This window comes from Lapillicoccus sp., from assembly GCF_046595215.1.
In the GTDB taxonomy this organism is placed as follows: Bacteria; Actinomycetota; Actinomycetes; order Actinomycetales; family Dermatophilaceae; genus Lapillicoccus.
The window spans coordinates 1-23,809 of the sequence record NZ_JBKJPP010000014.1; the positions used below are offsets into that span (position 1 = coordinate 1).

Consider the following 23,809-nt stretch of genomic DNA (forward strand, 5'->3'; position numbering starts at 1 on the left):
GCCTCGATCAGGACCAGCTCCTCCGCAATCCACTCCGTCGGCAGCTCACGCACCGAGCGCCCACTCAACACCGCCGAGGTCACAGCCCAATGCGCATCCGAGATCCCACGCCCACCCTCCAACCCCCGGCCCACCCCACCCCCCAGCCCGCCGACCCCGCCCCACGCCAGCCCGCCCGACGCCTGCCCGCGCCACACCGGCGGCTCGTCGAGACCGGGGGTCAGTGGTGCGAGGAGGACGAGGGCGTCCCTGACCTTCGCCGGAAGGCAGGACGAACCATGGGCCAACAGGTCCCGCAGCACCGTCCCGTCATCGACGCCGAGCGTGTTGCCGGGTGTGGTTGATCTGCTGGCCTTACCCATCGCAGCCCCCATCACACCCTCCTCCCGGCAGGTCTTGCCCTGCCTCTATTCGAACACGTGTTCTGCATATCCGCTTAAGTGAAGTACGATTTGTGCATGTCGGTGAATCCGGTTCGGGGAGTGGACTACCCCGCGACATATCAGCAGTTGCTGGCATGGTTCCCGGACGACAAGAGGTGCCTGGAGTACCTGGCCGGGCTGCGGTGGCCGGACGGGTTCGTCTGCCCGTCCTGCGCCGGACGGCAGTTCTGGCGGACCGGGACGGGCCTGTGGATGTGCCAGGCGTGCGAGCGGCGCACGTCGGTGACCGCAGGCACGATCTTTCACCGGACGCGGACGCCGCTGTCGAGCTGGTTCGCGGCGATCTGGTTCCTGACCTCACAGAAGAACGGGATGTCCGCGCTCGGGCTGCAGCGGGTCCTGGGGTTCGCCTCCTACGAGACGGCGTGGGCGTGGCTGCACAAGCTTCGCCGGGCCATGGTGCGCCCAGAACGCGACCGGCTCGCCGGCATCGTCGAGCTCGACGAGACCATGATCGGTGGGGTCAGCGACGGAGTCCACGGCGGGTACGGCGACAAGGTCGCGGTGATGGTCGCCGTGGAGCGCAACGGAACACGCCGCCTCGGGCGGGTCCGGCTCGCCGTCGCCAAGCACCCCGGAACCAGCGAGCTCGTCCAGTTCGCGACCACGGTCATCGAGCCGGGCTCGACGATCCGCACCGACGGCGCCCGCACGCTGCGCCAGCTGGCCGAGCTGGGCTACACGCACGAGTACACGACCGGCTACAACGCGCCCGACAAGGCCAGCGTGCTGCCCGGCGTGCACCTGGTCGCGTCCCTGATCAAACGCTGGCTCATCGGCACCCTGCACTACCGGGTCGAGGAGCACCAGTTGCCCTACTACCTCGACGAGTACACCTTCCGGTTCAACCGGCGCGCCGCCACGTCCCGCGGCCTGCTGTTCTACCGGCTCCTGCAGCAGGCCGTCACGACCGGTCCCCGCCCACTCCACTCCCTCCACAACCGGACGAACAGCCCATAATTGACTTCACTCAAGCGGATATGCAGAACACGTGTTCGAGTCGTTGTCAAGAGACCGACGGACCCAAGAGGGATCGACAGGCCCTCACGGAATGTCCAGACCTCACGCCAGAACACCAGACCACCAGCCCGGGGGCCTACGGTGATTCGGGCATTGCAGGGAGGACTGGGTGCGGGTCCGGCGCGGGGTAGGCGGAGATCGATCCGGTGAAGCGGGTGACCAGCAGATGCCCGTCGGTGACGACGCCGGGCAGTTCGAGCAGGGTCGACTACGGCGAGGAGCGCGTCGAGAGGCTCAACCTCATCGGTCGGGTGGCGTGTCGACGGGCCAGGCCGCACATCCGATGCGCAGCGGCGGTTGGCCGACCTGGCCGCGGACGACGGGTCGATGCGCAACGCCCAGGACGTGCGCTACACGTTGGGTCCCCGTCACGGATAGCTGACGACGGACACCGGCGTGCCCACGTCCTTCGTCGGACCACCGACGTCATTGACGACGTTGTCGATCGTCCCCGTGAGGCGCCCCTGCGCGTCCCTGTTGAGCACCACCGTGCTGAGGTCGTGCAGGCGCACACCGGGCCTGCGGGGGACCTGGAAGGCGCTGCTCGCGTGCAGTGTCGGGTCGACGTTGCAGAAGATGTAGCTCCCGCCGCCCCAGAGCTCGTGCTGCCGAACGGACGCACCCACCTTGTATGCCGCGTAGCCGAGGATGCCGTCGTGCTGCCACGACGCCTGGTTGGGGGCATCGTACGGGAGCTCGTTCTGGAAGAAGACCGTCCGGCCGCGCTCACCGTTCCAGATGACGTTGTCCTTCTGGAAGTGCTCGGAGAACAGGCCGGTCGCCGTGACGTCGTCGCCGTTGACGACGACCCCGGTGTCGGAGGTGTTGAGGTCCCAGCCGACCCCCTGGCCGTGGTCCGCCCGCCAGGCCCAGATGTCGTCGACGATCACGTGGTCACTGTTGATCTCGAGCGTGGTCGTCGCCCGGCCTGCGTGCGGTCCGCCGACCCGGAAGAAGACGTCCTGCAGCGCCGTCGGCGCTGACCCGCGACCCGCACCGCCACGGTCGCCCACGCGCCCGTGGTCGTCCGCGTGCTCGCCCTTGTCGCGGCTGCTGCCGACCTGGAGGAGGGTCGGCGAGTTCGTGGTGCCGGCGTCGATCATCAGGCCGGCGATGTCGACCCCACCCACGTCGGCCACCTTGATGGGGACGGCCCCGCCGACTGCGGTCAGGGTGGCGATCCCCAGCCCGAGGACGACGGTGTCCGGCCGCTTGACCTCGATGCTGCGGTCGATGTCGTAGACGCCGGGGGTGACGAGGAGGTTCTTGCCCCGCGCGAGCTGCCTGTTGATGGTGCGGGCGGAGTCACCGGGGCGAGTGACGTAGAACGCTGACAGCGGGATCGAGTGCCCGGCGGTCGGTCTGCTCGCCCAGGTCGTGCCTGAGGACGCGGTACGCGCGTCAGGGACGAACACGGCATACCCGCGGGGACCGTCTCGGTAGAGATAGGGCTTCTCGCGGCTGGCCGGGCTCGTGGCGAGAGTCGTGTAGGGCGGTGTCGGGAAGGACTGGGCGGGGGCTCCCTCGACGCCGGCGAAGACCTGGTTCCACACGCCGTTGGACCACTGGCCGACGGTGCTGTCGCGCACGAGGAACTGCTGCTGCGAACCGTTGACGACGGTGCCGGCTGCGCGCGAGTCGGCGATGAACCCCCCGCTGGCGTAGGCCGGACTGCCGCAGTAGTCCATCAGGGAGAGGGTGCCGCCGGTGACGTTGACCCGACGCATCGGGGCCGCCTGGGAGACCGCCCAGAACGTCGCCGTGGACCGGCAGCCCGCGCCGCCCATGACGTTGATCGTCAGGTTCGAGACGGAGCGCCAGAAGTTGTTGAGGGCGATGCAGTTCGTGCCGTCCGCCGCGCACTGGTTGTAGACGTCGACGTGGCCGTTGATCGTCACGTCGGTCGGCGAGGCCCCGAGACCGGCCACCTCCGTGTAGTAGCCCACCTGGATGATCAGGGGCTCGGCGGCCGTGCCGTAGGTCCCGGGCTCGAAGAGGAGGGAGTAGCGCTGGGTGCCCATCTCGTTGCCGACCTGCTGGGCGGTGATCGCGTCGACCGTGGCCCGGATCTGGCTGGTGGGCATGCCCGGGTCGAAGATCCTGACGTTGGGCCCGAGGTCGGGCTGCGCGGTCGTCGGCGGCTTCGTGAGGGGCGCGGCGGCGGCGTTGCCCGCCAGGCCGGCCGACACCGTCGCGAGGAAGGCCACAAGGACGAGGGCGGCGACGAGCAGGCGAGGGGGGCGCCGTCGTCCTCTGCCCGAGAAGGTCGAAGGCGTGGGCGGTGACAGCCGGATCGAGGACATGCCGGAAATTCTCTCCCGCCGTGTCACATTCCGCCAGACCAGGTCCGGCGCGGCGACGGCGCAGAGCGAGAGTGCGGTCAGGCGGTGGAGGCGGCGAGCTGGCCGCAGGCCCCGTCGATGTCCTGTCCGCGGGTGTCGCGGACGGTCGTCGGGATGCCGGCCGCGCGCAGGCGTTCGACGAACTGCTGCTCCACCCCCGGGCGCGACGCGGTCCACTTCGACCCGGGCGTGGGGTTGAGCGGGATGGGGTTGACGTGCACCCAGCCGCGCCCTCGGGCATTGAGCTTGGCGCCGAGCAGCTCTGCACGCCAGGCCTGGTCGTTGATGTCGCGGATCAGCGCATACTCGATGGAGACCCGGCGGCCGGTCGTCTCGAAGTAGCGGTGGGCCGCGTCGAGCGCCTCGTCGACGGACCACCGTGTGTTGATCGGCACCAGTTCGTCGCGCAGCTCGTCGTCGGGGGCGTGTAGCGAGAGGGCGAGCGTCACGGGGATGCCCTCGCCCGCGAGCCTGTCGATGGCGGGGACGAGGCCCACGGTCGACATGACGATGTGCCGGGCGGACATGCCGAGGCCGTCCGGGGCCGGGTCGGTCAGCCGGCGGATCGCACCAATGGCGGCCTTGTAGTTCGCGAGCGCCTCCCCCATGCCCATGAAGACGACGTTGGAGACCCGCAGCGGGGTCTCGCTCTCGTCCGCGGGGCCTGCGCCCCCCAGCTCGCCGCCCCCCAGCTCGCCGCGCCGGAGCGAGCGCGCCGCGAAGACGACCTGCTCGACGATCTCGGCCGTTGACATGTTGCGGGTCAGGCCGGCCTGGCCGGTGGCGCAGAAGGGGCAGTTCATCCCGCACCCGGCCTGGCTGGAGACACAGATGGTGACGCGGTTGGGGTAGCGCATCAGGACCGACTCGACGATGGCCCCGTCGTGCAGGCGCCAGACCGCCTTCACCGTCTTTCCGTCGTCGGCCGTCCGTTGCAGGAGCGGCGTGAGCAGCGTGGGGAGCAGGTCACGCACGAGGTCGTCCCGGGTGCCCTTCGGCAGGTCGGTCATCTCCTCAGGCGTGTCCACCAGTCGCTCGAAGTAGTGTGTCGACAACTGTTTGGCCCGGAAAGCCTTGTGCCCCAACACCTCGACGGCCTCCTTGCGCTCGGCCGGGGTGAGGTCGGCGAGGTGGCGCGGCGGCTTGCCACCGCGCGGGGCCGTGAAGGTCAGCTGCCCCGGCACCGGCGGCCCGACGACGGGCTCGGGGAGCGGGTGCGCGGCAGCGGCGGGAGGGGGCGAGGAGGGGTCGGTCATCAGGGGGACAGTCTCTCAGGAGCGCGCCACGATCAGCGAACCGCGCTCAGGTGGCGACGAGGACGGTCAGGACGCCCCACACGACGGGCGCCGTCATGATCAGGGAGTCGAGCCGGTCCATCATCCCGCCGTGTCCGGGCAGGATGTTGGACATGTCCTTGATGCCGAGGTCGCGTTTGACGGTCGACTCGACGAGGTCACCGCCGGTCGCAGCGACAGCAGTGACGGCGCCGAGGATCAGACCCACCCACCACCGGCCGCCGAGGGCGAAGTGGACGCACAGCACGCCGACGAGCATGCAGGCCAGCACGGAGCCCCCGAAGCCCTCCCACGACTTCTTGGGGCTGATCGTCGGAGCCAGCGGATGGCGCCCCCAGAGGACCCCCACGGCATACCCGCCGATGTCGCTCGCGACCGTCACCGCGACGAAGGTGAAGAGGCGCCAGTTGCCGTCGTCCGGGGCCAGCAGCAGCGAGCTGAAGGCCGCGAGGAGCGAAGGGTATGCCGCGACGAACAGTCCCGCCACGACATCCGCCGCCGCGCCGCTCACCCCGTCGGCCACCCGCCACACGAGGATCGCGACGCAGGTCAGGCCGAAGCAGACCGCGAGCGCCTGCCCCCCGCCGACGTAGGCGGCGCCGAGCATGCTGATGCAGCCCACGACGCTCGGGACGACCGGCGCCCGCAGCCCGCGCGACCTCAACGCCCGGCACAGCTCCCACACCCCGACGCACACGGAGGCCGTCGCGAGGACGACGAAGAGCTCCTTGCGGACGAAGAGGCTGACGACCACAAGGGCTCCGAGCGACAGCCCGACGGCGACCGCCGCCGGCAGGTTGCGGCCGGCCCGGGAGACCTTGACGGACTGGGCCTCGGTCGTCACGGGGGCGATGACGGCATGGTGCTCGGGAGGGGAGGGATGACCCGGCCGGGCGGAGTCGTCCGGCGTGGGGTCGGCGTCGGCGGCGGTCTGGTCGCTCATGGTCCTCGTGCGGGAGGCCCTCAGACCTCCAGCAGCTCGGTTTCCTTTCCCTTGAGCAGGGTGTCCACGGTGTCGACGTACCTCTTGGTCAGCGCGTCGAGCTCCTTCTCACCGCGCGAGCCGTCGTCCTCGCCCACCTCGCCGTCCTTGACTGCCTTGTCGAGGTCGGTCTTGCCCTTGCGGCGCACGTTGCGGATCGAGACGCGCGCCTCCTCCGCCTTGGTGTGGGCGAGTTTGATGTACTCCTTGCGGCGGTCCTCGGTGAGGATCGGCATGACGCACCGGATGACGTGACCGTCGTTGCTGGGGTTGATGCCGAGGTTGGAGTCGCGAAGCGTCTTCTCGATCTCGTGCATCGCCCCCTTGTCGAAGGGGTTGACGAGGATGGTGCGCGCCTCGGGAGTCTGGAAGGACGCGAGCTGCTGCAACGGCGTCGGCGCTCCGTAGTAGTCCACGAGGAGCTTGTTGAACATTCCGGGGTTCGCGCGCCCGGTGCGGATGCCCGCGAAGTCCTCCTTGGCGACCTCGACGGCCTTCTCCATCTTTTCCTCGGCCTCGAACAAGGTCTCGTCGATCATCGCCAGCGCACCTCTTCCGTCGTCGTGTTGGTCGGCCACCCTCACTCGGGGGTGACGAGCGTGCCGATCTTCTCACCTCGCAGGGCCCGGGTGATGTTCCCCTCGCCCTCCATGCCGAAGACGATCATCGGCAGCTTGTTGTCGTGGCAGAGGCTGAACGCCGCCTGGTCGACGACCCGCAACCCGCGCTGGATGGCCTCGTCGAAGGTCAGCGTGTCGAGCTTGCGCGCGTCGGGGTTCGTCCGGGGGTCGGAGTCGTAGACCCCGTCCACCCCGCTCTTGCCCATGAGGACCGCGTCGCACTTGATCTCGAGCGCCCGCTGGGCGCTGACCGTGTCGGTGGAGAAGTACGGCATACCGGCGCCGGCGCCGAAGATGACCGCGCGGCCCTTCTCGAGGTGGCGGATCGCACGTCGGGGGATGTAGGGCTCGGCGACCTGCCCCATGGTGATCGCGGTCTGGACCCGGGTCTCGACTCCGGCCTTCTCGAGGAAGTCCTGTAGCGCGAGGCAGTTCATCACCGTCCCCAGCATCCCCATGTAGTCGGCCCGGGTGCGGTCCATGCCCTGGGCCTGCAGCTCGGCCCCGCGGAAGAAGTTGCCGCCGCCGATGACGATGGCCACCTGGACCCCCCCGCGGACGGCCTCCGCGATCTGCTCGGCGATGCCCCGCACGACAGCCGGGTCGAGCCCGACATGGCCCCCACCGAGGACCTCGCCGGAGAGCTTGAGCAGGACCCGCTCGTACGGGGTCTGACGGGCGTCGGCGGTCACGTGCGGCCTCCAGGGAGCAGGGTGCGGCGGTCGCTCGATCCTTCCACACGGGGGCGCTCGCAGCCGAACTCGTCCTCGTGGCGCTGCGGCGTCGGACCTGTTCGGACGGACAGGTCCGCAGCCTCCTCGAAGGGATGGTCACCGGGCAGGAGCGGCCTCCCTAGGCTGGACCAGCGGCGGGCGACGAGGCCCGCCCGAGCCGCAAGGAGTGCTGCCCACGGTGCCATGTCCCGCGCCCGGAGACCGGGGTAGGCTGTCAGCGGCGTCCAGTGCTGCCGCGCCCGGCAGGCAGCTGACAAAGGCGTCCCCGGGAGGCGTCGTGAAGCACGCCTCCCGCGCCCTGAGAGTGCGCCCGACCGCGGTCGTGCCCACTGTGGCACCCGTCCGGTCCCCGTCGGGCCGCCCCCCCGTCGGGCCGCCCCAGGCGGCGCCGCTGGGCCGGCTGGTCAAGTTCCACGCCCCCGAGGTCGTCTTCGGCTTCGGCTCGCTGGCCGAGGCGGGGTATGCCGCGGCTCGCCTCGGCGCCCGCCGTCCCCTGGTCGTCACGGACCCGGGCCTGCTCGAGGCCGGTTGGCCGGACGCGCTGCTGCGTCACCTGCGCGAGGCCCGGCTCAAGCCGGTCGTCTGGTCGGCCCTGACCCCGAATCCCAAGGACCACGAGATCGCGGCGGGTTACGAGTTCTACCTCGAGCACGAGGCCGACGTGCTCATCGCCATCGGTGGGGGCTCGTGCATCGACGCGGCCAAGGGCATCGCCATCCTCTCGAGCAACGGTGGCAACCTGCTCGACTACGCCGGCGTCGACAAGGTGACCAGGCCGATCCCGCCGCTGCTGATGATCCCCACCACCTCGGGCACCGGCGCCGACGTGTCGCAGTTCTGCATCGTCACCGACACGACCCGGTCGGTCAAGGTCACCATCATGGGACGGGCCCTCGTGCCGGACCTGTCGATCATCGACCCCCGGCTGCTGTCCACGATGCCGTCCTGGCTCGCCGCGGCCACCGGGCTCGACGCGCTGACCCACGGCATCGAGTCGTTCGTCTCCCTGGCGCACAACCCCCTGGCCGACATCCATGCCCTGCACGCGGTGGGGCTGGTCACCACCCACCTCCACGCGACGATCGAGCGGCCGAGTGACCTGGTGGCCCGCGAGGGCATGGCCCAGGCCAGCCTCAACGCGGGGCTGGCGTTCACCAACGCGATCCTCGGCGCCACCCATGCGATGAGCCACCAGGTCGGCGGCCTGCTCGACGCCCCGCACGGCGTCGTCAACGGCGTCCTGCTCCCCCACGTCATCCGCTACAACGCCCGCGCCACTCCGGAGCGATTCGTCCACCTCGCCCGTGCTGCGGGGCTGCGCGTCGACGGGATGCCTGGGGTCGAGGCTGCGGAGCTGCTCGCCCAACACGTCCGCACCCTCGCCGACGACGTCGGGGTCCCCCGCGGGCTGCGCGAGCTGGGCGTCGACGAGAGCTGCATCGCCCGGTTGGTCAGCACCACCCTCGACGACGCCTGCCTGACGACGAACCCCAGACTGGCCACGTCCGAGGACCTCGTCACCCTCTTCCGGGCCGCACTGTGACAGAGAGCCGGAGCCCGGACCTCGCCACGCTCACGGGGGTCCGCTCCGGCAAGCGCTCGTTCTACCGCGAGTACGTGCGCTCCGACGAGCGCATGCAGCACGCCGTCCGCGCGATGGACTCCATCTCGCGGGCCCTCGTGCGGACCGTCGAAGGCCCCCGCGCGCTGCTCGAGGAGGTCGCGCGGGCCGCCGCTCACCACCTCGACGCCGAGTGGACGATCCTCGCGCTGGCCGACGGACGCCTCCAGGGGGCCCGGCCCAGGTTCGTCACGGTCACCGCGCACGGGGTGGCGGAGGCCGACGAGCAGCAGCTGCCCGCCTACGTCCGGCGCGAGCTCGGCGCCGTGCGCGCGGGCTATGCCCGGCCCGCACTCGACTCCGGCTGGGTGCGGGTGCCGATGACCCTCGAGGGCGAGAGCGTGGGCACGCTCACCGCTCTCCATCGCCTCCCGGTGGACCCGGAGCCGGGCGACCTGTCCGTCCTGCGGATCCTGGCCAACCAGGCGGCGGTCTCGCTGCACACCTCCCAGCAGTACCAGGCCGGGATGGCCCTGCACCGGCGCGCCCAGCAGCTCTACGACGAGGCGACCGCCCAGGCGCAGGACCTGGCGGTGCGCACGGCCGAGCTGCGCCAGGTCGAGCAGCGTCTCCAGGTCGCCCACCAGCGCGAGCTCATCGACACCGAACGGCACCGGATCGCCCGCGAGCTGCACGACAGCGTCACCCAGTTCGTCCTCTCTGCCGGCATGGCCGTCGAGGTCGCCCGCGGGGAGGCGGAGCAGCTCGGGCCCGAGGGGGCCTCGATCAACGCACGGCTGCTCACGGCCAAGGGACTGTCCCAACAGGCCGTCGAGCAGCTGCGCCGGGCCATCTACGCGCTGCACCAGACCCACGGCGACACGGTGTCGACGCTGCCCGAGCTGCTCCACGAGGTCGCCCGCCACCACAACCCCCAGCTCGACGTTCAGCTCCGGGTCGAAGGCGACGTCCTGCCCCTGCCCAACGACGCCCACCACGAGATCGCCCGGGCCGTCGGCGAGGCCCTGTTCAACGTGGCCGCCCACGCCAGGGCCACCCGGGTCATCGTGCGCCTCAGCTACCGAGGCGACGAGATCCGGGTGGCCGTCGCCGACGACGGCGAGGGGGACCCTACCTACCTCAGCCGACTGCTGCGGCTCGAGCGGACGGCCGCCACGGACGGGCGCCATCGCGGCCTCGTCAACATCGACGCCCGGATCAGCGAGCTGGGCGGCAGCATCGCGTTCCGCCGGGCCCGTCTCGGCGGCGTCCGGGTCGTCATGCGGATCCCGCTGCCATTGGCCGGCCCCCACCGGCCGGGCATCATCAACGGGCTCGTCGGCAGCCCCGATCGCAGGGAGCCCTGATGGCCGCGCTGACGCCCGCCGAGCACATCGAGCACACGGACGTGGTCGGCATCATGCTCGTCGACGACCACGCCATCGTCCGGCAGGGTCTGCGCTCGATCCTCGAGCGTGAGGACGACATGCAGGTCGTCGCCGAGGCCTCGACGGCCGCGGAGGCGATGGCCGTGGTGGGCCACACACGGCCCCAGATCGTGCTCCTCGACCTGAAGCTCTCGACCTCATCGGACACCGAGGGCCTCGACCTGTGCGCCGAGCTCGTGCGCCTGCACCCCGAGCTCGGGGTCCTGGTCCTGACGACGTTCCTCGACGAGCACCTGGTGCTCCAGGCGGTCCGGGCCGGCGCCCGGGGCTACGTCGTCAAAGACGTCGACACGTCCGCCCTGATCCGGGCCATCCGCGACGTCAGCCGCGGCGAGAGCGCCTTCGACGCCCGCAGTGCCTCGGCGATGGTCCGTGGCCTCAACCAGCCCGAGACCAGCAACGCGATGAAGCTCACGGCCCGCGAGAGCGAGGTCCTGCGCCTGCTGGCCCGGGGGATGTCCAACCGCGACATCGGCGCAAAACTCTACATCTCGGAGACGACTGCGAAGTTCCACGTGGGCAACATCCTGCGCAAGCTCGGAGTGACGCGCCGGGCCGAGGCGGTCTACGAGGCGAGCAAGATGGGGGTGATCTGACCGGGCCACCGCCCCCCGACCGTGCACCTCAGCCGGGTTGCTCAGTTGACTGCCGTCTCGATGACGAGCCAGCCGCCGTGGTGCTCGTGCACGTCGAACGGTCGAGCGGTGGCTGCGCCCCAGGTGCGCAGGTCGTCCAGGGAGACGGTGCGCACGTGGCCGTATGACTCGTCAGCCTCCTCCTCGAGCGGCACCGCGACGACGACCCGCCCCCGGGCACACCGCACCGCCTCGGCGACGACCCGCGACCCGTGGTCCGGCTCGAGGTGCTCCAGGAGGTGGATGACCAGCACATTCTCTGCGGACCGGGCCGGCACGGGCATCCGTGCCGCATCGGCGAAGACGGTGTCGAGGGTGATGCCCAGCCGCGGCGCCACCGCCGCGAGCAGGCGCGTCGTCCCGGCGGACACGTCCGAGGCGGTCGTCAGGCGGCCCTCGGCTGCCAGCCGCAGCGAGAGGAACCCGAAGCAGCACCCCAGCTCGAGGGCCGAGCCCGGCAGCACGAGTTCGCAGGCGTGGTCGTAGACGGGCGCATAGCCGGCGATGGAGCCGTGGAAGTGATCGGCTGTTGGGCTCGTGCCCGGCTCCGAGTCTCGATCTCGCAAGGCCCCCAGCTGGCGGAAGGTGTTGCGGTAGAACAGCTCCCAACTGTCCAGCGCGTCCACGGCGCTCGAGCGGACGATGCCGGTGAAGATCCGCTCGAACATCTCGGCACCGCGGACCCACCCTGGGGCGAACAGCTCCTCGACGATGAGCCCGGCGAGGTCGTCGTCGATGCGCTCCGTGGGGATGGTGTGGGTCACGGACAGCCGACCGGCGACCGGGGCGATGTCGAAGTGCGCGGTGCGCACCCCGTGCAGACCCCGCCGCGGCCTGTCGTTCGCGCAGGCCTGGACGGTGACGAGGTCGTCCTCGTAGCGCCCGCCCACGGTGGCCACGAGGGGGTCGATCGGGCTCGTGGGCCTGGCCTGCATCAGTCGACCCCCTGGAGGACGGAGGCGGCGAGGTCGATGCCCTGCAGGCTGCGCACGACCTGGACCCGGTCGCAGTGCTCGGCGTAGAGCGGCAGGTCGCAGCGTCCGAGCTGCCACGAGTAGCGCGGCTCGGGGGTGAGCCACACCGTCTCCCTCGCCCGACGGGTCAGCTCCTCGAACACCGCCAGCCCGGGGTCGCGGCCGTTGCCCCGTCCGTCGCCGAGGATCAGCAGCGTCGTGCGCCTTGAGACCGCCGAGCCATGGGCCTCGAGGAACGACGAGAACGCCGACCCGTAGTCGGAGTCGGCATCGACGTCGATGAGCCCACCGGCCGGCATCCCGGACATGACAAGCGAGAGGGCGTCCTCGATCCGGTGCTCGGCGAAGAGGTCGGTGATCTCGACGACGTCGTTGACGAACGCGAACGTGCGCACCTGGGCCGCGATGGACTGCAGGCTGTGGACGAGGTGGAGGGTGAACCGGGCGGCCGCCCGGACCGAGAGCGAGACGTCGCACAGCACGAGCAGTCGGGGTCGGTCCTCCACCTTGCTCACCGTGACCGGACGGAAGGGGATGCCGTCGTAGCGCATGTTGGTGCGCATGGTCCGGGCGCCGTCGACGACGCCGCGGGTGGCCACCTTCCGACGAGACCGGGGGGCCCCGTGGAGGCTGTGCAGCAGTCGGCGCAACGACTCCTCGAGGTCGGCCCGCTCGGTCTCGTCGATGGTCTCCGCCTGCGCCGCCTGGATGTCGCGGGCCTCCACCTCCCGCTCCATGAGCATGAGCTTCTCGAGGTGCTCCTTGAGCTTTTCCGGCAGGCCCGCCAGCAACGGCGCCAGGGCTGCCCGCAGCGCCGAGAGGGACGCGACGTCCTGGCCGGCCATCCCCTCCTCGGCGATGGTGTCGGAGAGCCACTCCAGCAGCGCCATCTCCTGCGCGACCGAGAGCTCGACATCGAGCTCCAGACCCGGTCGCGTCGCGAGCTTGCCGGGCGAGCCGGGGTTGTGCAGCCGGCTGGTCGAGATCTGCACCCGGGCTGCCTCACCCGGGCCGCCTGCGGTGTCGGCCGAGAGGACGATCTCATCGGTCAGTGAGGCCATGTCGATCTTGTTTGCCTCCTGGTGGAGGTTGTACTGCTGCGCCATGTCCTCGGGTTTGAAGAAGTCACGCACGTCCTGCGGCTTGCCGTGCGAGTGACCCTGCTGCGGGGTGTCCCCCGGCTCCTCCGAGAGGGTGAACTCCGAGAGCTCCCCGTCGTCCGAGAGATCGGCGTGGGCGTGCGAGTGTCCGTGGTCCTCGGGGGCGGCCACGACGCGCGACAACGCGAAGAAGCTGTCGAAGACGCGGTCGAACACCTCGAGGTCACGCCGGTCCTTGATGAGGCTCACCGCGAGGGCGGACCGCAGCACCTCCCGATCGGCCAGGACGCCCGGTTGGGCGGCGGCGCGGAGAGCGTCCACGGCCTCGGCCACACTGACCCGGACGCCGTGGAGGCGCAGGAACCGGATGAACCGGTGGATGGCCCCTTCCACGGCCTATACCGGCCGCCGTCGGGCCGAGCGTGCGGCGAAGGACCGCTCGCCCTGGGATCGGGGGACGTCGCGCTTGCCGCCGGGTCCGCTTCCCTTGGCTCCGTAGTAGGCGCTGTCGTGACGACCCGGCTTGTCCTTGCCGGCCCGCACCGTGCGCCCGTCGACGTCGCCGTCCACGGCGGCGTGGTCCGTCGTGTCGCGACGGGCCACAGCCGGGGCGCCGGTCGGGGCGGGTGGCAGCGACGGGTCGTCGTCGTGGCTGTGCGGGGCGCCGTCGCCGTGGTCGTGTGCCGGTCCGTCGCCGTGGGAGTGCCCTTGGCCGTGGGCGCCCGCCCGGCTGTCGGGCACGGTGGCGTTGGGATCGAGCAGACGCGGAAGCGCCCGGTTGGCCTTGGCCGCATCACGTTCGTACTTGACGACGACGTTGAGGGTCTCGGAGAGGATGTCGGAGCGCAGCTCCGAGACGCCGAGGACGGCGAGGGTGCGGGCCCAGTCGATCGTCTCGGAGATGCTCGGCGCCTTGCGCAGCTCGAGCTCGCGCAGCCCCCTAACGACCTCGACGAGGCGCACGGCGAGGGAGTCGGCCAGGCCGGTGTCCTTGGACCGCAGGATCTCCAGCTCACGCTCGGGTGTCGGGTAGTCGAGGAAGAGGTGGAGGCAGCGGCGTTTGAGGGCAGCGGAGAGGTCCCGGGAGTTGTTCGAGGTGAGGATGACGAAGGGCTGGTGCTTGGCCTTGACCGTGCCGATCTCGGGGATGGAGATCTGGAACTCGGCCAGGCACTCGAGCAGGACCGCCTCGAGGGCCTCGTCGGCACGGTCGACCTCGTCGATGAGCAGCACGACCGGCTCGTCCGAGTCAATGGCCTGCAGCAGGGGCCGCGGGGCCAGGAAGCGCTCCGAGAAGAAGACGCTCTCCTGCTGCGCGATCCGCTCGACGGCCTCCTCGAGGTCCTTGGTGTCCGCGACCAGCTGGCCGATCTTCTCGCGGAGGATCTGCGTGTAGAGCAGCTGCTTGCCGTAGTCCCACTCGTAGAGGGCCTTGGTCTCGTCCTGGCCCTCGTAGCACTGCAGCCGCAGCAGTCGCCGTCCGGTCGCGCGCGCCAGGCTGAGCGCCAGCTGGGTCTTCCCGACGCCGGCCGGGCCCTCCAGCAGGACCGGCTTGCCGAGTCTCGACTGGAGGAAGACGGTCGTGGCCAGCCGGCTGTCGGCGAGGTAGCCGACCTCACCGAGGCGCCGGCGGGTGTCCTCGACGTCGGCGAACTCGTCGAGAGCCGCCAGGGGGGTGTCCTCGGGTGTCGGGATCACGGGTGCTCCTTGGCTGTTCCTGAAGGGGGGTGGGTCTCGTCCTGAAAATAAGGGAAGTGAGGCCGAAGGGCCGGGACCGCGGGCGAACCGCGGTCCCGGCCCCGAGCCGGGACGATCAGCTGAGGAGGTCGTCCAGGTCTCCGGTCATGCAGTGCTCCACCACCGGCCGGACCGTCTCGAAGGTGCACTCCTTGGCGTTGCCGGGGGTGCAGGCGTCGCCCAGGACGTGGTTGGTGATGCGGTCCACGTCCTTGTCGTCGCCGTTGATCGTCGCGGCGTTCTCGTAGTACTTCGTCGGGCCCGTGCCGAGCCGGTTCTTGGAGTACGAGTCCTTGGTGACGTCGACGAAGCGCTCCGGGATGCCCACGTCCCGCAGCAGCCGGATCGCTGCGGCGAGGGCGGCATCCGCGGCCTGGACATCGGTCATGCCGTAGGTGTCGACACCCATGGCGGTCGCGATCTCGGCAAAGCGCTTGTACTGGGCAGGCATGTTGAACGCCCACACCCGTGGTAGGGCCACCGCGTTGTTCAGGCCGTGGTGGGTGTCATAGAACGCGCTCACCGCGTGGGAGATGGAGTGGATGATGCCGAGTCCGCCGGAGTTGAACGCCTGGGCGGCAATGTACTGGGCATACATCATCCCCTCGCGTCCGGCGAGGTCCTGGCCGTTCCACACGGCCTGGCGCAGGCTCTCCGCGGTCAGCTTGATGGCATACAGGGCGTTGCCGAGCGACGGGGGGAAGTCCAGTCGCGAGACGTACGGCTCGCTCGCGTGCGCCAGGACGTCGAAGCCGCACTGCGCCGTGTAGTCGACGGGCAGGTCGAAGTAGAGCACCGGGTCGTCGATGGCGAGCGAGGTGACCGAGGCGTCGTCGAAGGCGACGTACTTGTGCGGGTTGTCAGGGTCGGTCGTGGTGTCGGTGATGACGTAGGCCCACGACGTCTCGGACCCCGTGCCGGCGGTCGTCGAGACCGCGATGTGCGGCGGGTTCTTGGGGTTCTCGCTCTTGTTGAAGCCCTCGAACTCGTTGACGTTGCGCCCGTCATGGGCGACGGAGATCCGCGCGCCCTTGCAGGCGTCGTGCGAGGACCCGCCACCGATGGAGACGAACGAGTCGCACTGGTTCTCCTGATAGAGACCCACCGCGTCCATGACGTTGTAGTCCTTGGGGTTGCTCTCGACCTTGTCGTAGACCACGACCTCGAGGCCGTGATACTTCATCGACTCGGCGATCTTGTGGACGATGTCGGTCCCGCGCAGGCCTGACGTCATGATCAGCGTCTTCCGGAAGCCCAGCTTGAGCGCCTCCGGGCCGATCATCTCGTGGGCCCCGGGACCCATCAGCGCACGCGGGAAGGGGTGGAACTCCTTGATGGGGAAAGGTTTGAGCAGCTCGTCGACCTGCATCACGGCCTCCTTGTCGTATGAGTGGGCGCTCTGGACGCTAGGAGTCGATCCCGGCCCGCGAACAGGTGAGGACGCAAAGACTGGTCATCGAGCCCGCCCCGTGCTGCCCGGACGGTCACCCGTCCCCCTCTCCGTTAGGGGAGGCAGCACACCGCCGGGGGCGCGCCCCTACCCGAAGCGACAGGTAAGTCCACCCGCCCGAGCAGGTCTCCCCCGCGGCGGCGGCTCATAGCGTGACACCACCGGGCCCATACCGGGCCCCGTCACCCGGAAGGTGGAAGTCATGTCCGACTCCCTCGCGCCTGCCGCCCCCGCGGCCGCCACCGACTCGATCGTCCTGCTCGAGGACGCCCCCGAGTCCGTCGTGCTCGACGAGACCCTCGTCGAGGAGGTCTCCATCGACGGCATGTGCGGCGTCTACTGATGCTCACCCAGGCGTGGAGACTGAGCGACTCGGTGTCGCTTCGACCCGAGCCCTTCGGGGCACTCGTCTACGACTTCTCCACGCGCCGGCTCAGCTTCCTCAAGACCCCCACGCTGGTCGACGTCGTGCGTCGGCTGGCGGCCAGCGCCAGCGTCCAGGACGCGCTGACCGACGCCGGGGTCGCCGAGGGCGAGCAACCGGCATACCTCTCGGCCCTGCACGGGCTGGCGACCAGCGGCATCCTCACCCCCCAGGAGACCCAGCAGTGACCATCACGCAGGAGCGCCCGTCCGGTGGCCGGCTCGTCGACCAGTTCGAGTACGGCCTCGACGCGCCGATCTGCCTGACGTGGGAGCTGACCTATGCCTGCAACCTGTCGTGCGTGCACTGCCTCAGCTCGTCGGGTCGACGCGACCCCCGCGAGCTGACGACGGCGGAGGCCAAGGCGCTCATCGACGAGTTCGAGCGGATGCAGGTCTTCTACATCAACATCGGTGGTGGCGAGCCGACGGTGCGGCCGGACTTCTGGGAGCTGCTGGACTACGCCGTCGAGCACCACGTAGGCGTGAAGTTCTCCACGAACGGGTTCCGGATCACGCCGCAGCGAGCCGCGCGGCTGGCCGCGACAGACTACGTCGACGTCCAGATCTCGCTCGACGGGGCGACGGCCGAGGTCAACGACGCGGTCCGCGGGGCCGGGACCTACGACGCGGCGATCGCGGCGATGGCCAACCTCCAGGCCGCGGGGATGCGCGACTTCAAGATGTCGGTGGTCTGCACGCGGCACAACATCGACCAGCTCGACACGTTCAAGGCGATCGCCGACCACTACGGGGCTCAGCTGAGACTCACCCGGCTGCGCCCCTCGGGCCGCGGGGCGGACGTGTGGGAGGAGCTGCACCCGTTGCCGGAGCAGCAGCGCCAGCTCTACGACTGGCTCGTCGCCAACGGCGACCAGGTGCTCACCGGCGACTCGTTCTTCCACCTCTCGGCGTTCGGCGAAGCCCTGCCGGGGCTCAACCTCTGCGGCGCCGGTCGCGTCGTCTGCCTCGTCGACCCGGTGGGTGACGTCTACGCCTGCCCCTTTGCGATCCACGACACCTTCAAGGCCGGCACGATCCGGGAGGGTGGCTTCGCCCACGTCTGGACGAACTCGGAGCTCTTCGCCGACCTGCGCAACCCGCAGACCGGCGGCGCGTGCACCAAGTGCTCCGCCTTCGACTCCTGCCGTGGTGGCTGCATGGCCGCGAAGTTCTTCACCGGCCTGCCGCTGGATGGACCGGACCCGGAGTGCGTCAAGGGCAACGGCGCGACGCCGCTCGCCTCCGTCGACCCGGGCAGCCGGCCCTCCCCGAGCCAGGACCACTCCCACTCGGGGCCGGTGCGCAATGAGCCGGTGCGCCGCAAGCCGGTGGCACTGACCCTCCTGCGCACCCGCCCGGACCGGTCGTGCGACGAGAGCCCGTTGACGGGCCTGCAGAACGCCCGAGGCTAGCCCTGGTGACCCCGGCTCCGACGGCGCGCCCGCCCAGCCTCGATCTCGGTCTGCAGACGTGGCCGGTGATCGACCAGGGCGAGGTGCTGCTCCTGGTGCCCGTCGGCGCCGTGGAGCAGCACGGTCCCCACCTGCCCCTGGCCACCGACGCTGTCGTCGCGGCGGCGGTCGCCCGTCACGCCGCCGAGACGCTGACCGCCCAGGGAAAGCGGGTGCTCGTCGCCCCGGCGCTCGCCTACGGCGCCAGCGGCGAGCACGAGGGGTTCCCCGGGACGATCTCGATCGGGCACGAGGCCTTGCGGTGCCTGCTCGTCGAGTTCGCACGATCGGCCTGCCGGTGGGCCTCGGGCACCATCTTCGTCAACGGCCACGGCGGCAACGTCCCGACCCTGAAGAGGGCCGTGGAGCAGCTGCGGATCGAGGGCCGCGCCGTGGCCTGGACCTCGTGCGACCTGGTGGGTTCGGACGCGCACGCCGGTCGGACCGAGACGTCACTGCTGCTGCACCTGACGCCGTCGGCCGTCCGTCTCGAGGAGGCCGTGTCGGGCTGCAGCACGCCACTGGCCGAGCTGCTCCCCCGGCTGCGGGCCGAGGGCATCCGCGCCGTTGCCCGCAGCGGGGTGCTCGGCGATCCCACGGGCAGCAGTGCCGACGAGGGCCGAGAGCTCTTCCGCACCCTCGTGCAGAACCTCGTCGCCGAGCTGCTCGCGCTCGACGTGACGCAGAACGGGCGCCTCGCTCAGGCCGGCGCCGCCCGGGAGCCGGTGCGCTCGTGAGCGCCCCGGGGACGGCGCTGGTCACGGGTGCCGCGCGCGGCATCGGTGCTGCCGTGGTCGTCCGCCTCGTGGCCCGCGGTTTCCACGTGTATGCCGTGGACGCGTGCGCGGGCGCCACGGCCGGCACGGCATACCCGCTCGCCGTGCGGGAGGACCTGGAGCGGGTCGCTGCGGCGCATCCCGACGCGGTGACTCCTGTCGTCGCGGACGCGTGCGTGCCCGCCCAGCTGGGCGGCGTCGTGGACCGGATCCGGTCCGAGCGCGGCGGGCTGCAGGTCGCCGTCGCGAACGCCTCGATCATCGCCGGCGGGTCGCTGCTCTGGGAGACGGACGACGCGCTGCTCGAGCACCTCTGGCGGGCCGACGCGGTGAGCGTCTGGAACACGGCGAAGGCGACCCTTCCACTGCTGCTGCAACAGGATCCGGGGCAACGCCCGACCTTCGTGGCGGTCGCGTCCGCGGCCGGCGAGCAGGGGCTCTACCAGCTGTCGGCCTACTGCATGGCCAAGCACGCGGTCATCGGGCTCGTCCGGGCCCTTGCGGCGGACGTGGCCGGGCTGTCTGTCACGGTGGCCGGCGTCTCGCCGTGGTCGACCGACACGGCCATGCTGGCGGCCACCGCGCAGATCTACGGGCTGGACGACATCGGGCCGCTCCTCGGGGGGCCTGCCGCTCGGGCGCTCGAGCCCGACGAGGTCGCCTCCGTCATCGAGTTCGCCTGTCTGGCAGGGCCCGTGGTGCACGGTTCGATCCTGCCAGCCGGCCGAGGGGGTCGGGAGTGAGTGCCGTCTGCGCCCCGACGCCGCAGGGCACCGGGAGCGTCCCCACGTCCGGGTCACTGCCGCGGGGGTTCGTGGCCCGACTGGCCGCAGAGACGAAGAGCTGTGACGGGGGGACGACGCTCATCGGCACGACGACCGGGCGCCTGGTCCACCTCAGGGCCGAGGCGGCGCAGGCGCTCGACGGCCGCCGGGTCGAGGTCGTCGACGGGGTCACCGCCGCCCTGGCGCGGCTGCTGCTGGACCGGGACCTCGCCCACCCCTCATGGGACCGGCCCGGCGTCGACGACGAGGTGCGTGACGTCACCGTCGTGGTCCCGGTCCGCGACCGCGCCCTCCAGCTGGCACGGCTCCTGGAGGCGCTGCCCGCCGGGATCGCGACCATCGTGGTCGACGACGGCTCGCTCGATGAGGTGGCGACCGCACGACTGGCCAGGGAGTTCGGTGCCCGGTTGGTGCGCCACCCCAGCAGCCGCGGGCCGGCCGCCGCGCGCAACAGCGGGCTCCGCCAGGTGACGACCCCGTATGCCGTGTTCGTCGACTCCGACGTCGTCCCCGTGCCGGGGTGGCTGGGGTCCCTGCGGCGCCATTTCGACGACCCCCGCGTGGGACTCGTCGCCCCCCGGGTCCTCGGCATCGAACAGGCCGACGGCGCCACCTGGCTGCACCGCTACGAGGCAGTGCGCTCGTCGTTGGACCTCGGAGCGACGCCGGCGGCCGTGCACCCCCACGGCCGGGTCGCCTACCTGCCGAGCGCGGCACTGATGGTGCGCTGCACGGCATACGGCTCGGGGTTCGACGAGAGCCTCCACGTCGCGGAGGACGTCGACCTCGTCTGGCGCACCCACGAGGCCGGGTGGCGGGTGCGCTACGAACCGGCGGCGCTGGTGCGGCACGAGCACCGCACCGACGTCAGCCACTGGCTCTCCCGCAAGGCCTTCTACGGCACCGGCGCCGCGCTGCTCGCCGCGCGCCACGGCGAGGCCGTGGCGCCGATGGTGCTTGCTCCCTGGACCGCCGCGCTGACGGTCGTCCTGCTGGCGCAGCGCCGGTGGTCACTGCCGGTGGCCGCCGTGATCTGTGCCCTCACGACGCTGCGCATCTCGCGCCGGCTCTCCCGCAGCAGCCGCCCGGTCGCCACCGCCGCGACGCTCACCGCGGTCGGCGCGGTCGCGACCCTGCACCAGACCGCGTCCGCACTGACCCGCCACTACTGGCCGCTGGCCGTGGCCGCCGCGCTCGTGAGCAGGCGCGCCCGTCGGGCCCTGCTCGTCGCCGCCGTGGCCGACGGACTGCTCGACCACCGGCGCACGAAGCCGGACCTCGACCCCCTGCGCTACCTCGCCGCCCGTCGCCTCGACGACCTCGGGTACGGCACCGGCGTGTGGCTCGGCGCCTTCCGCGGACGATCCGCGGGCGCCCTCCGACCGGCCCTCAGAGGCTTCGATTTCCGGCACTAGAGAGGCACATCATGGCCAAGTCCGCATGGTTCGAGACCGTCGCCGAGGCGCAGCGTCGCGCCCAGAAGCGACTCCCCCCGTCGGTCTACAAGGCGCTGCTCGCCGGCTCGGAGAAGGGCGTGTCCTACGCGGACAACCTGTCGGCCTTCGGGGAGATCGGGATGGCCCCGCACGTGGCCGGGCTGTCCGCCCAGCGCGACCTGTCGACCCAGGTGATGGGGCAGCCGATCTCGATGCCGCTGATGATCTCCCCCACCGGCGTCCAGGCCGTCCACCCGGAGGGTGAGGTCGCCGTGGCCCGCGCCGCGGCCGCGCGAGGCACGGCCATCGGGCTCAGCTCCTTCGCGAGCCGGTCGGTGGAGGACGTGGTGGCGGCCAACGCCCAGACGTTCTTCCAGCTCTATTGGATGGGCTCGCGCGAGACCATGTCACGGCGCATGGCCCGGGCCCGTGCGGCGGGCGCCGTGGGGCTCATTGCCACGCTGGACTGGTCGTTCTCCCACGGGCGTGACTGGGGCAGCCCGTCGATCCCGGAGCGGATGGACCTCAAGACGATGGTCAAGTTGGCCCCCGAGGGGCTGCTCCGGCCGAAGTGGCTGCTCGAGTATGCCAGGACCGGCAAGTTCCCCGACCTCACGACGCCCAACCTCGCCGAAGCCGGCCAGGCGGCCCCGACGTTCTTCGGGGCCTACGGGGAGTGGATGCAGACCCCGCCACCGTCCTGGGAGGACGTGGACTGGATGCGCGAGGAGTGGGGCGGGCCCTTCATGCTCAAGGGCATCGCGCGCCTGGACGACGCTCGCCGGGCGGTCGACGCCGGCGTCACCGCGATCTCCGTGTCCAACCACGGTGGCAACAACCTCGACAGCACTCCCGCGCCGATCCGGATGCTGCCGGCGATCGCCTCGGCGGTCGGGAGCGAGGTCGACGTGCTGCTGGACGGGGGCGTGCGCCGGGGCAGCGATGTCGTCAAGGCGGTGGCCCTGGGCGCCAAGGCCGTGATGATCGGCCGGGCCTACCTCTGGGGCCTTGCCGCCAACGGCCAGGCCGGGGTCGAGAACGTCCTGGACATCTTCCGGGGCGGCATCGACTCCGCGCTCCTCGGGCTCGGCCACTCCTCGATCCACGACCTCGGCCCCGACGACCTGGTCATCCCGCCGGGGTTCACCCGGGAGCTCGGCGCGAGGGTGCAGGTCCCCCGCGCCTGAGACGGTCCCGGTCACCACCGGATGACCGAGATCGCACGTCAAGGTCTGAGGTGACGATGGCCGTAGGGAAACCTGGCCCCACGGGGGCGCCGCCAGCTTTTCCCAGGATGGCCGCGGGGAGGGATCGGGGCTCTGCCCTGCCCCGACCGGCCGGCACGGCTGAGTCATCGCAGAACCCGGTATGCCGGCCGCCCGGGTGGGCGGCCGGCATACCTGTCGGTGAGGGGTGCGGCCGGTGTCAGCCCCCGACGCGGAAGCGGGCGAAGCCCTTGGCCTGCGCCCCGGCATCCTTGAGGACCTGGCCAACGGACTTCTTGGAGTCCTTGGCGAACGCCTGCTCGGTGAGGGCCTGCTCCTTGAAGAACCCGTTGAGCCGGCCTTCCACGATGCGCGGCAGGGCGGCCTCGGGCTTGCCCTCCTCCTTGGCCGTGGCCTCGGCGACGCGACGCTCGTTCTCGACCGTGTCGGCGGCGATCTCGTCACGCGTCAGTACCGTCGGAGAGAAGGCTGCCACGTGCATGGCGACGTCGCGGGCGACCGCCTCGTCGCCACCCTCGGTGACCACGAGGACACCGATCTGGGCGGGCAGGTCGGGGCTGGTCTTGTGCAGGTAGGACACGACGTGCTCGCCCTCGAGGCGGGCCAGGCGACGGACCTCGATCTTCTCGCCGATCGTCGCGTTGGCGTCGTCGAGCAGCTCCTTGACCGTCCGGCCGTCCTCCAGCGTGCTCGCCAGGAGCGCGTCCGCGTCAGTGGCCTCGATCCGGACGGCCTGCTCGAGCACCTGCTCGGCGAGGGCGATGAACTTCGCCCCCTTGGCGACGAAGTCGGTCTCGCAGTTGACCTCGACCAGAGTGCCCACGCCGTGCTCGGCCCGGGCGGCGACCAGGCCGTTGGTGGCCGAGCGTCCCTCCCGCTTGGTCACGCCCTTCTGGCCCTTGATGCGCAGGATCTCGATGGCCTTGGCGTTGTCGCCGTCTGCCTCGTCGAGAGCCTTCTTGACGTCGAGCATGCCCGCGCCGGTCTGCTCACGCAGCGCCTTGATGTCAACGGCGGTGTAGTTCGCCATGTGGTGGTTCGCTCGTTTCAGTCGCGGTGGTCGGTGGTGCTGTGAAGAGTTGGCGCGCAGGGCGCCAGCGCGGCCCGGCCGAGCCCAGGGGCCCGGCCGGGTGCTTCCCTCAGGCGTTGGCGCCGGCCTCGGCGTCCGTGGCAGCCGGCGTCTCGGCCGCAGCCTCGACGACAGGAGCCTCAACGGCAGGAGTCTCGGTCCCGTCGGCGGGTGAGGTTTCGGCGGCAGCCGGGGGAGCCTCGGTCGCCTCGCTCGAGTCGGCCTTCGGAGCGTCGGTGGCAGCGGCGTCGGCGTAGAGCTCGCGCTCCCACTCGGCGAGCGGCTCGTCCGCCCCGGTG

Annotated in this window: 22 protein-coding genes and 1 pseudogene; 11 read left to right on the forward strand and 12 right to left on the reverse strand. The window is 71.0% G+C overall.

All coding sequences use genetic code 11. The features are described from left to right. A partial coding sequence (locus ACLL9L_RS01060; protein WP_411282786.1) for a hypothetical protein occupies positions 1 to 374 on the reverse strand: 374 nt, incomplete at its 3' end. A gap of 84 nt (positions 375 to 458) precedes the next feature. On the opposite strand from ACLL9L_RS01060, the gene ACLL9L_RS01065 reads away from it, so the two are divergent. Beyond that, complete coding sequence (locus tag ACLL9L_RS01065; protein WP_411282787.1) at positions 459 to 1,403, forward strand: IS1595 family transposase; 945 nt, start codon at positions 459 to 461, stop codon at positions 1,401 to 1,403. A gap of 428 nt (positions 1,404 to 1,831) precedes the next feature. On the opposite strand, the gene ACLL9L_RS01070 is transcribed toward ACLL9L_RS01065, so the two are convergent. The 5 genes from ACLL9L_RS01070 to pyrH form a co-directional block, all read right to left on the reverse strand. Further along, positions 1,832 to 3,766, reverse strand: coding sequence for an adenylyl cyclase (locus ACLL9L_RS01070; RefSeq protein ID WP_411282788.1), 1,935 nt, complete (start codon positions 3,764 to 3,766; stop codon positions 1,832 to 1,834). Between the two features lie 77 nt (positions 3,767 to 3,843). Continuing rightward, positions 3,844 to 5,061 (reverse strand): 23S rRNA (adenine(2503)-C(2))-methyltransferase RlmN, encoded by a 1,218-nt coding sequence (gene rlmN, locus ACLL9L_RS01075; protein ID WP_411282789.1) that lies wholly within the window; start codon positions 5,059 to 5,061, stop codon positions 3,844 to 3,846. A gap of 46 nt (positions 5,062 to 5,107) precedes the next feature. After that, positions 5,108 to 6,043, reverse strand: a complete 936-nt coding sequence (locus tag ACLL9L_RS01080) for a phosphatidate cytidylyltransferase (RefSeq protein WP_411282790.1) — start codon at positions 6,041 to 6,043, stop codon at positions 5,108 to 5,110. A gap of 20 nt (positions 6,044 to 6,063) precedes the next feature. Further along, positions 6,064 to 6,621 carry a ribosome recycling factor gene (frr, locus tag ACLL9L_RS01085; protein ID WP_411282791.1) on the reverse strand — a complete coding sequence of 186 codons (558 nt, stop codon included), beginning with the start codon at positions 6,619 to 6,621 and terminating at the stop codon, positions 6,064 to 6,066. Between the two features lie 41 nt (positions 6,622 to 6,662). Next, a complete protein-coding gene (pyrH, locus tag ACLL9L_RS01090) occupies positions 6,663 to 7,394 on the reverse strand; it encodes a UMP kinase (RefSeq protein ID WP_411282792.1) in 732 nt (243 codons plus the stop codon). Between the two features lie 319 nt (positions 7,395 to 7,713). Here pyrH and ACLL9L_RS01095 point away from each other — a divergent pair, with 319 nt between their 5' ends. The 3 genes from ACLL9L_RS01095 to ACLL9L_RS01105 are packed head-to-tail and all read left to right on the forward strand — an operon-like array spanning position 7,714 to position 11,041. Beyond that, positions 7,714 to 8,979, forward strand: coding sequence for an iron-containing alcohol dehydrogenase (locus tag ACLL9L_RS01095; protein ID WP_411282793.1), 1,266 nt, complete (start codon positions 7,714 to 7,716; stop codon positions 8,977 to 8,979). Further along, a complete protein-coding gene (locus tag ACLL9L_RS01100; protein WP_411282794.1) occupies positions 8,976 to 10,364 on the forward strand; it encodes a MadS family sensor histidine kinase in 1,389 nt (462 codons plus the stop codon). The genes ACLL9L_RS01095 and ACLL9L_RS01100 overlap by 4 nt, the downstream gene beginning before the upstream one ends. After that, positions 10,364 to 11,041 carry a MadR family response regulator transcription factor gene (locus ACLL9L_RS01105; RefSeq protein WP_411282795.1) on the forward strand — a complete coding sequence of 226 codons (678 nt, stop codon included), beginning with the start codon at positions 10,364 to 10,366 and terminating at the stop codon, positions 11,039 to 11,041. Before ACLL9L_RS01100 ends, ACLL9L_RS01105 begins: the two co-directional genes overlap by 1 nt. A gap of 41 nt (positions 11,042 to 11,082) precedes the next feature. On the opposite strand, the gene mftM is transcribed toward ACLL9L_RS01105, so the two are convergent. The 4 genes from mftM to mdo form a co-directional block, all read right to left on the reverse strand. After that, positions 11,083 to 12,015 carry a mycofactocin oligosaccharide methyltransferase MftM gene (gene mftM, locus ACLL9L_RS01110; RefSeq protein WP_411282796.1) on the reverse strand — a complete coding sequence of 311 codons (933 nt, stop codon included), beginning with the start codon at positions 12,013 to 12,015 and terminating at the stop codon, positions 11,083 to 11,085. Then, positions 12,015 to 13,547 carry a VWA domain-containing protein gene (locus ACLL9L_RS01115; RefSeq protein ID WP_411282797.1) on the reverse strand — a complete coding sequence of 511 codons (1,533 nt, stop codon included), beginning with the start codon at positions 13,545 to 13,547 and terminating at the stop codon, positions 12,015 to 12,017. The genes mftM and ACLL9L_RS01115 overlap by 1 nt, the downstream gene beginning before the upstream one ends. A gap of 3 nt (positions 13,548 to 13,550) precedes the next feature. Next, entirely contained in the window at positions 13,551 to 14,852 is a 1,302-nt protein-coding gene (locus tag ACLL9L_RS01120; protein WP_411282798.1) for an AAA family ATPase, read from the reverse strand. A 115-nt stretch (positions 14,853 to 14,967) separates the two neighbouring features. Further along, complete coding sequence (mdo, locus tag ACLL9L_RS01125) at positions 14,968 to 16,260, reverse strand: NDMA-dependent methanol dehydrogenase (protein ID WP_411282799.1); 1,293 nt, start codon at positions 16,258 to 16,260, stop codon at positions 14,968 to 14,970. Positions 16,261 to 16,543: 283 nt separating this feature from the next. On the opposite strand from mdo, the gene mftA reads away from it, so the two are divergent. Genes mftA through mftD form a run of 7 tightly spaced genes read left to right on the forward strand, consistent with a single transcriptional unit; the run spans position 16,544 to position 22,402 of the window. Further along, complete coding sequence (gene mftA, locus ACLL9L_RS01130; protein WP_411282800.1) at positions 16,544 to 16,684, forward strand: mycofactocin precursor MftA; 141 nt, start codon at positions 16,544 to 16,546, stop codon at positions 16,682 to 16,684. Then, entirely contained in the window at positions 16,684 to 16,953 is a 270-nt protein-coding gene (mftB, locus tag ACLL9L_RS01135) for a mycofactocin biosynthesis chaperone MftB (RefSeq protein WP_411282801.1), read from the forward strand. The genes mftA and mftB overlap by 1 nt, the downstream gene beginning before the upstream one ends. After that, the gene (gene mftC, locus ACLL9L_RS01140; protein ID WP_411282802.1) at positions 16,950 to 18,179 is read left to right on the forward strand and encodes a mycofactocin radical SAM maturase; all 1,230 of its coding nucleotides are present in this window, start codon (positions 16,950 to 16,952) and stop codon (positions 18,177 to 18,179) included. The genes mftB and mftC overlap by 4 nt, the downstream gene beginning before the upstream one ends. Before the next feature lie 5 nt (positions 18,180 to 18,184). Beyond that, a complete protein-coding gene (gene mftE, locus ACLL9L_RS01145; RefSeq protein ID WP_411282803.1) occupies positions 18,185 to 18,955 on the forward strand; it encodes a mycofactocin biosynthesis peptidyl-dipeptidase MftE in 771 nt (256 codons plus the stop codon). Continuing rightward, the gene (locus tag ACLL9L_RS01150; RefSeq protein WP_411282804.1) at positions 18,952 to 19,737 is read left to right on the forward strand and encodes a mycofactocin-coupled SDR family oxidoreductase; all 786 of its coding nucleotides are present in this window, start codon (positions 18,952 to 18,954) and stop codon (positions 19,735 to 19,737) included. Before mftE ends, ACLL9L_RS01150 begins: the two co-directional genes overlap by 4 nt. Next, the gene (mftF, locus tag ACLL9L_RS01155) at positions 19,734 to 21,194 is read left to right on the forward strand and encodes a mycofactocin biosynthesis glycosyltransferase MftF (protein WP_411282805.1); all 1,461 of its coding nucleotides are present in this window, start codon (positions 19,734 to 19,736) and stop codon (positions 21,192 to 21,194) included. Before ACLL9L_RS01150 ends, mftF begins: the two co-directional genes overlap by 4 nt. Before the next feature lie 11 nt (positions 21,195 to 21,205). Further along, positions 21,206 to 22,402, forward strand: coding sequence for a pre-mycofactocin synthase MftD (gene mftD, locus ACLL9L_RS01160; protein WP_411282806.1), 1,197 nt, complete (start codon positions 21,206 to 21,208; stop codon positions 22,400 to 22,402). A gap of 238 nt (positions 22,403 to 22,640) precedes the next feature. Here the strand turns inward: mftD and tsf are convergent, their stop codons facing one another. Together tsf and ACLL9L_RS01170 are read right to left on the reverse strand one after the other, a co-directional pair. Next, the gene (gene tsf / locus ACLL9L_RS01165) at positions 22,641 to 23,471 is read right to left on the reverse strand and encodes a translation elongation factor Ts (protein ID WP_411282807.1); all 831 of its coding nucleotides are present in this window, start codon (positions 23,469 to 23,471) and stop codon (positions 22,641 to 22,643) included. A gap of 109 nt (positions 23,472 to 23,580) precedes the next feature. Continuing rightward, a pseudogene (locus ACLL9L_RS01170) lies at positions 23,581 to 23,809 on the reverse strand (30S ribosomal protein S2); the annotation flags it as partial.

Coding starts and splice junctions, on each gene's coding strand:
- ACLL9L_RS01065 (WP_411282787.1), top strand. CDS start 459: ATGTCGGTGAATCCGGTTCGGGGAGTGGACTACCCCGCGACATATCAG.
- ACLL9L_RS01070 (WP_411282788.1), bottom strand. CDS start 3,766: ATGTCCTCGATCCGGCTGTCACCGCCCACGCCTTCGACCTTCTCGGGC.
- rlmN (WP_411282789.1), bottom strand. CDS start 5,061: ATGACCGACCCCTCCTCGCCCCCTCCCGCCGCTGCCGCGCACCCGCTC.
- ACLL9L_RS01080 (WP_411282790.1), bottom strand. CDS start 6,043: ATGAGCGACCAGACCGCCGCCGACGCCGACCCCACGCCGGACGACTCC.
- frr (WP_411282791.1), bottom strand. CDS start 6,621: ATGATCGACGAGACCTTGTTCGAGGCCGAGGAAAAGATGGAGAAGGCC.
- ACLL9L_RS01105 (WP_411282795.1), top strand. CDS start 10,364: ATGGCCGCGCTGACGCCCGCCGAGCACATCGAGCACACGGACGTGGTC.
- mftM (WP_411282796.1), bottom strand. CDS start 12,015: ATGCAGGCCAGGCCCACGAGCCCGATCGACCCCCTCGTGGCCACCGTG.
- mdo (WP_411282799.1), bottom strand. CDS start 16,260: ATGCAGGTCGACGAGCTGCTCAAACCTTTCCCCATCAAGGAGTTCCAC.
- mftA (WP_411282800.1), top strand. CDS start 16,544: ATGTCCGACTCCCTCGCGCCTGCCGCCCCCGCGGCCGCCACCGACTCG.
- mftB (WP_411282801.1), top strand. CDS start 16,684: ATGCTCACCCAGGCGTGGAGACTGAGCGACTCGGTGTCGCTTCGACCC.
- mftD (WP_411282806.1), top strand. CDS start 21,206: ATGGCCAAGTCCGCATGGTTCGAGACCGTCGCCGAGGCGCAGCGTCGC.
- tsf (WP_411282807.1), bottom strand. CDS start 23,471: ATGGCGAACTACACCGCCGTTGACATCAAGGCGCTGCGTGAGCAGACC.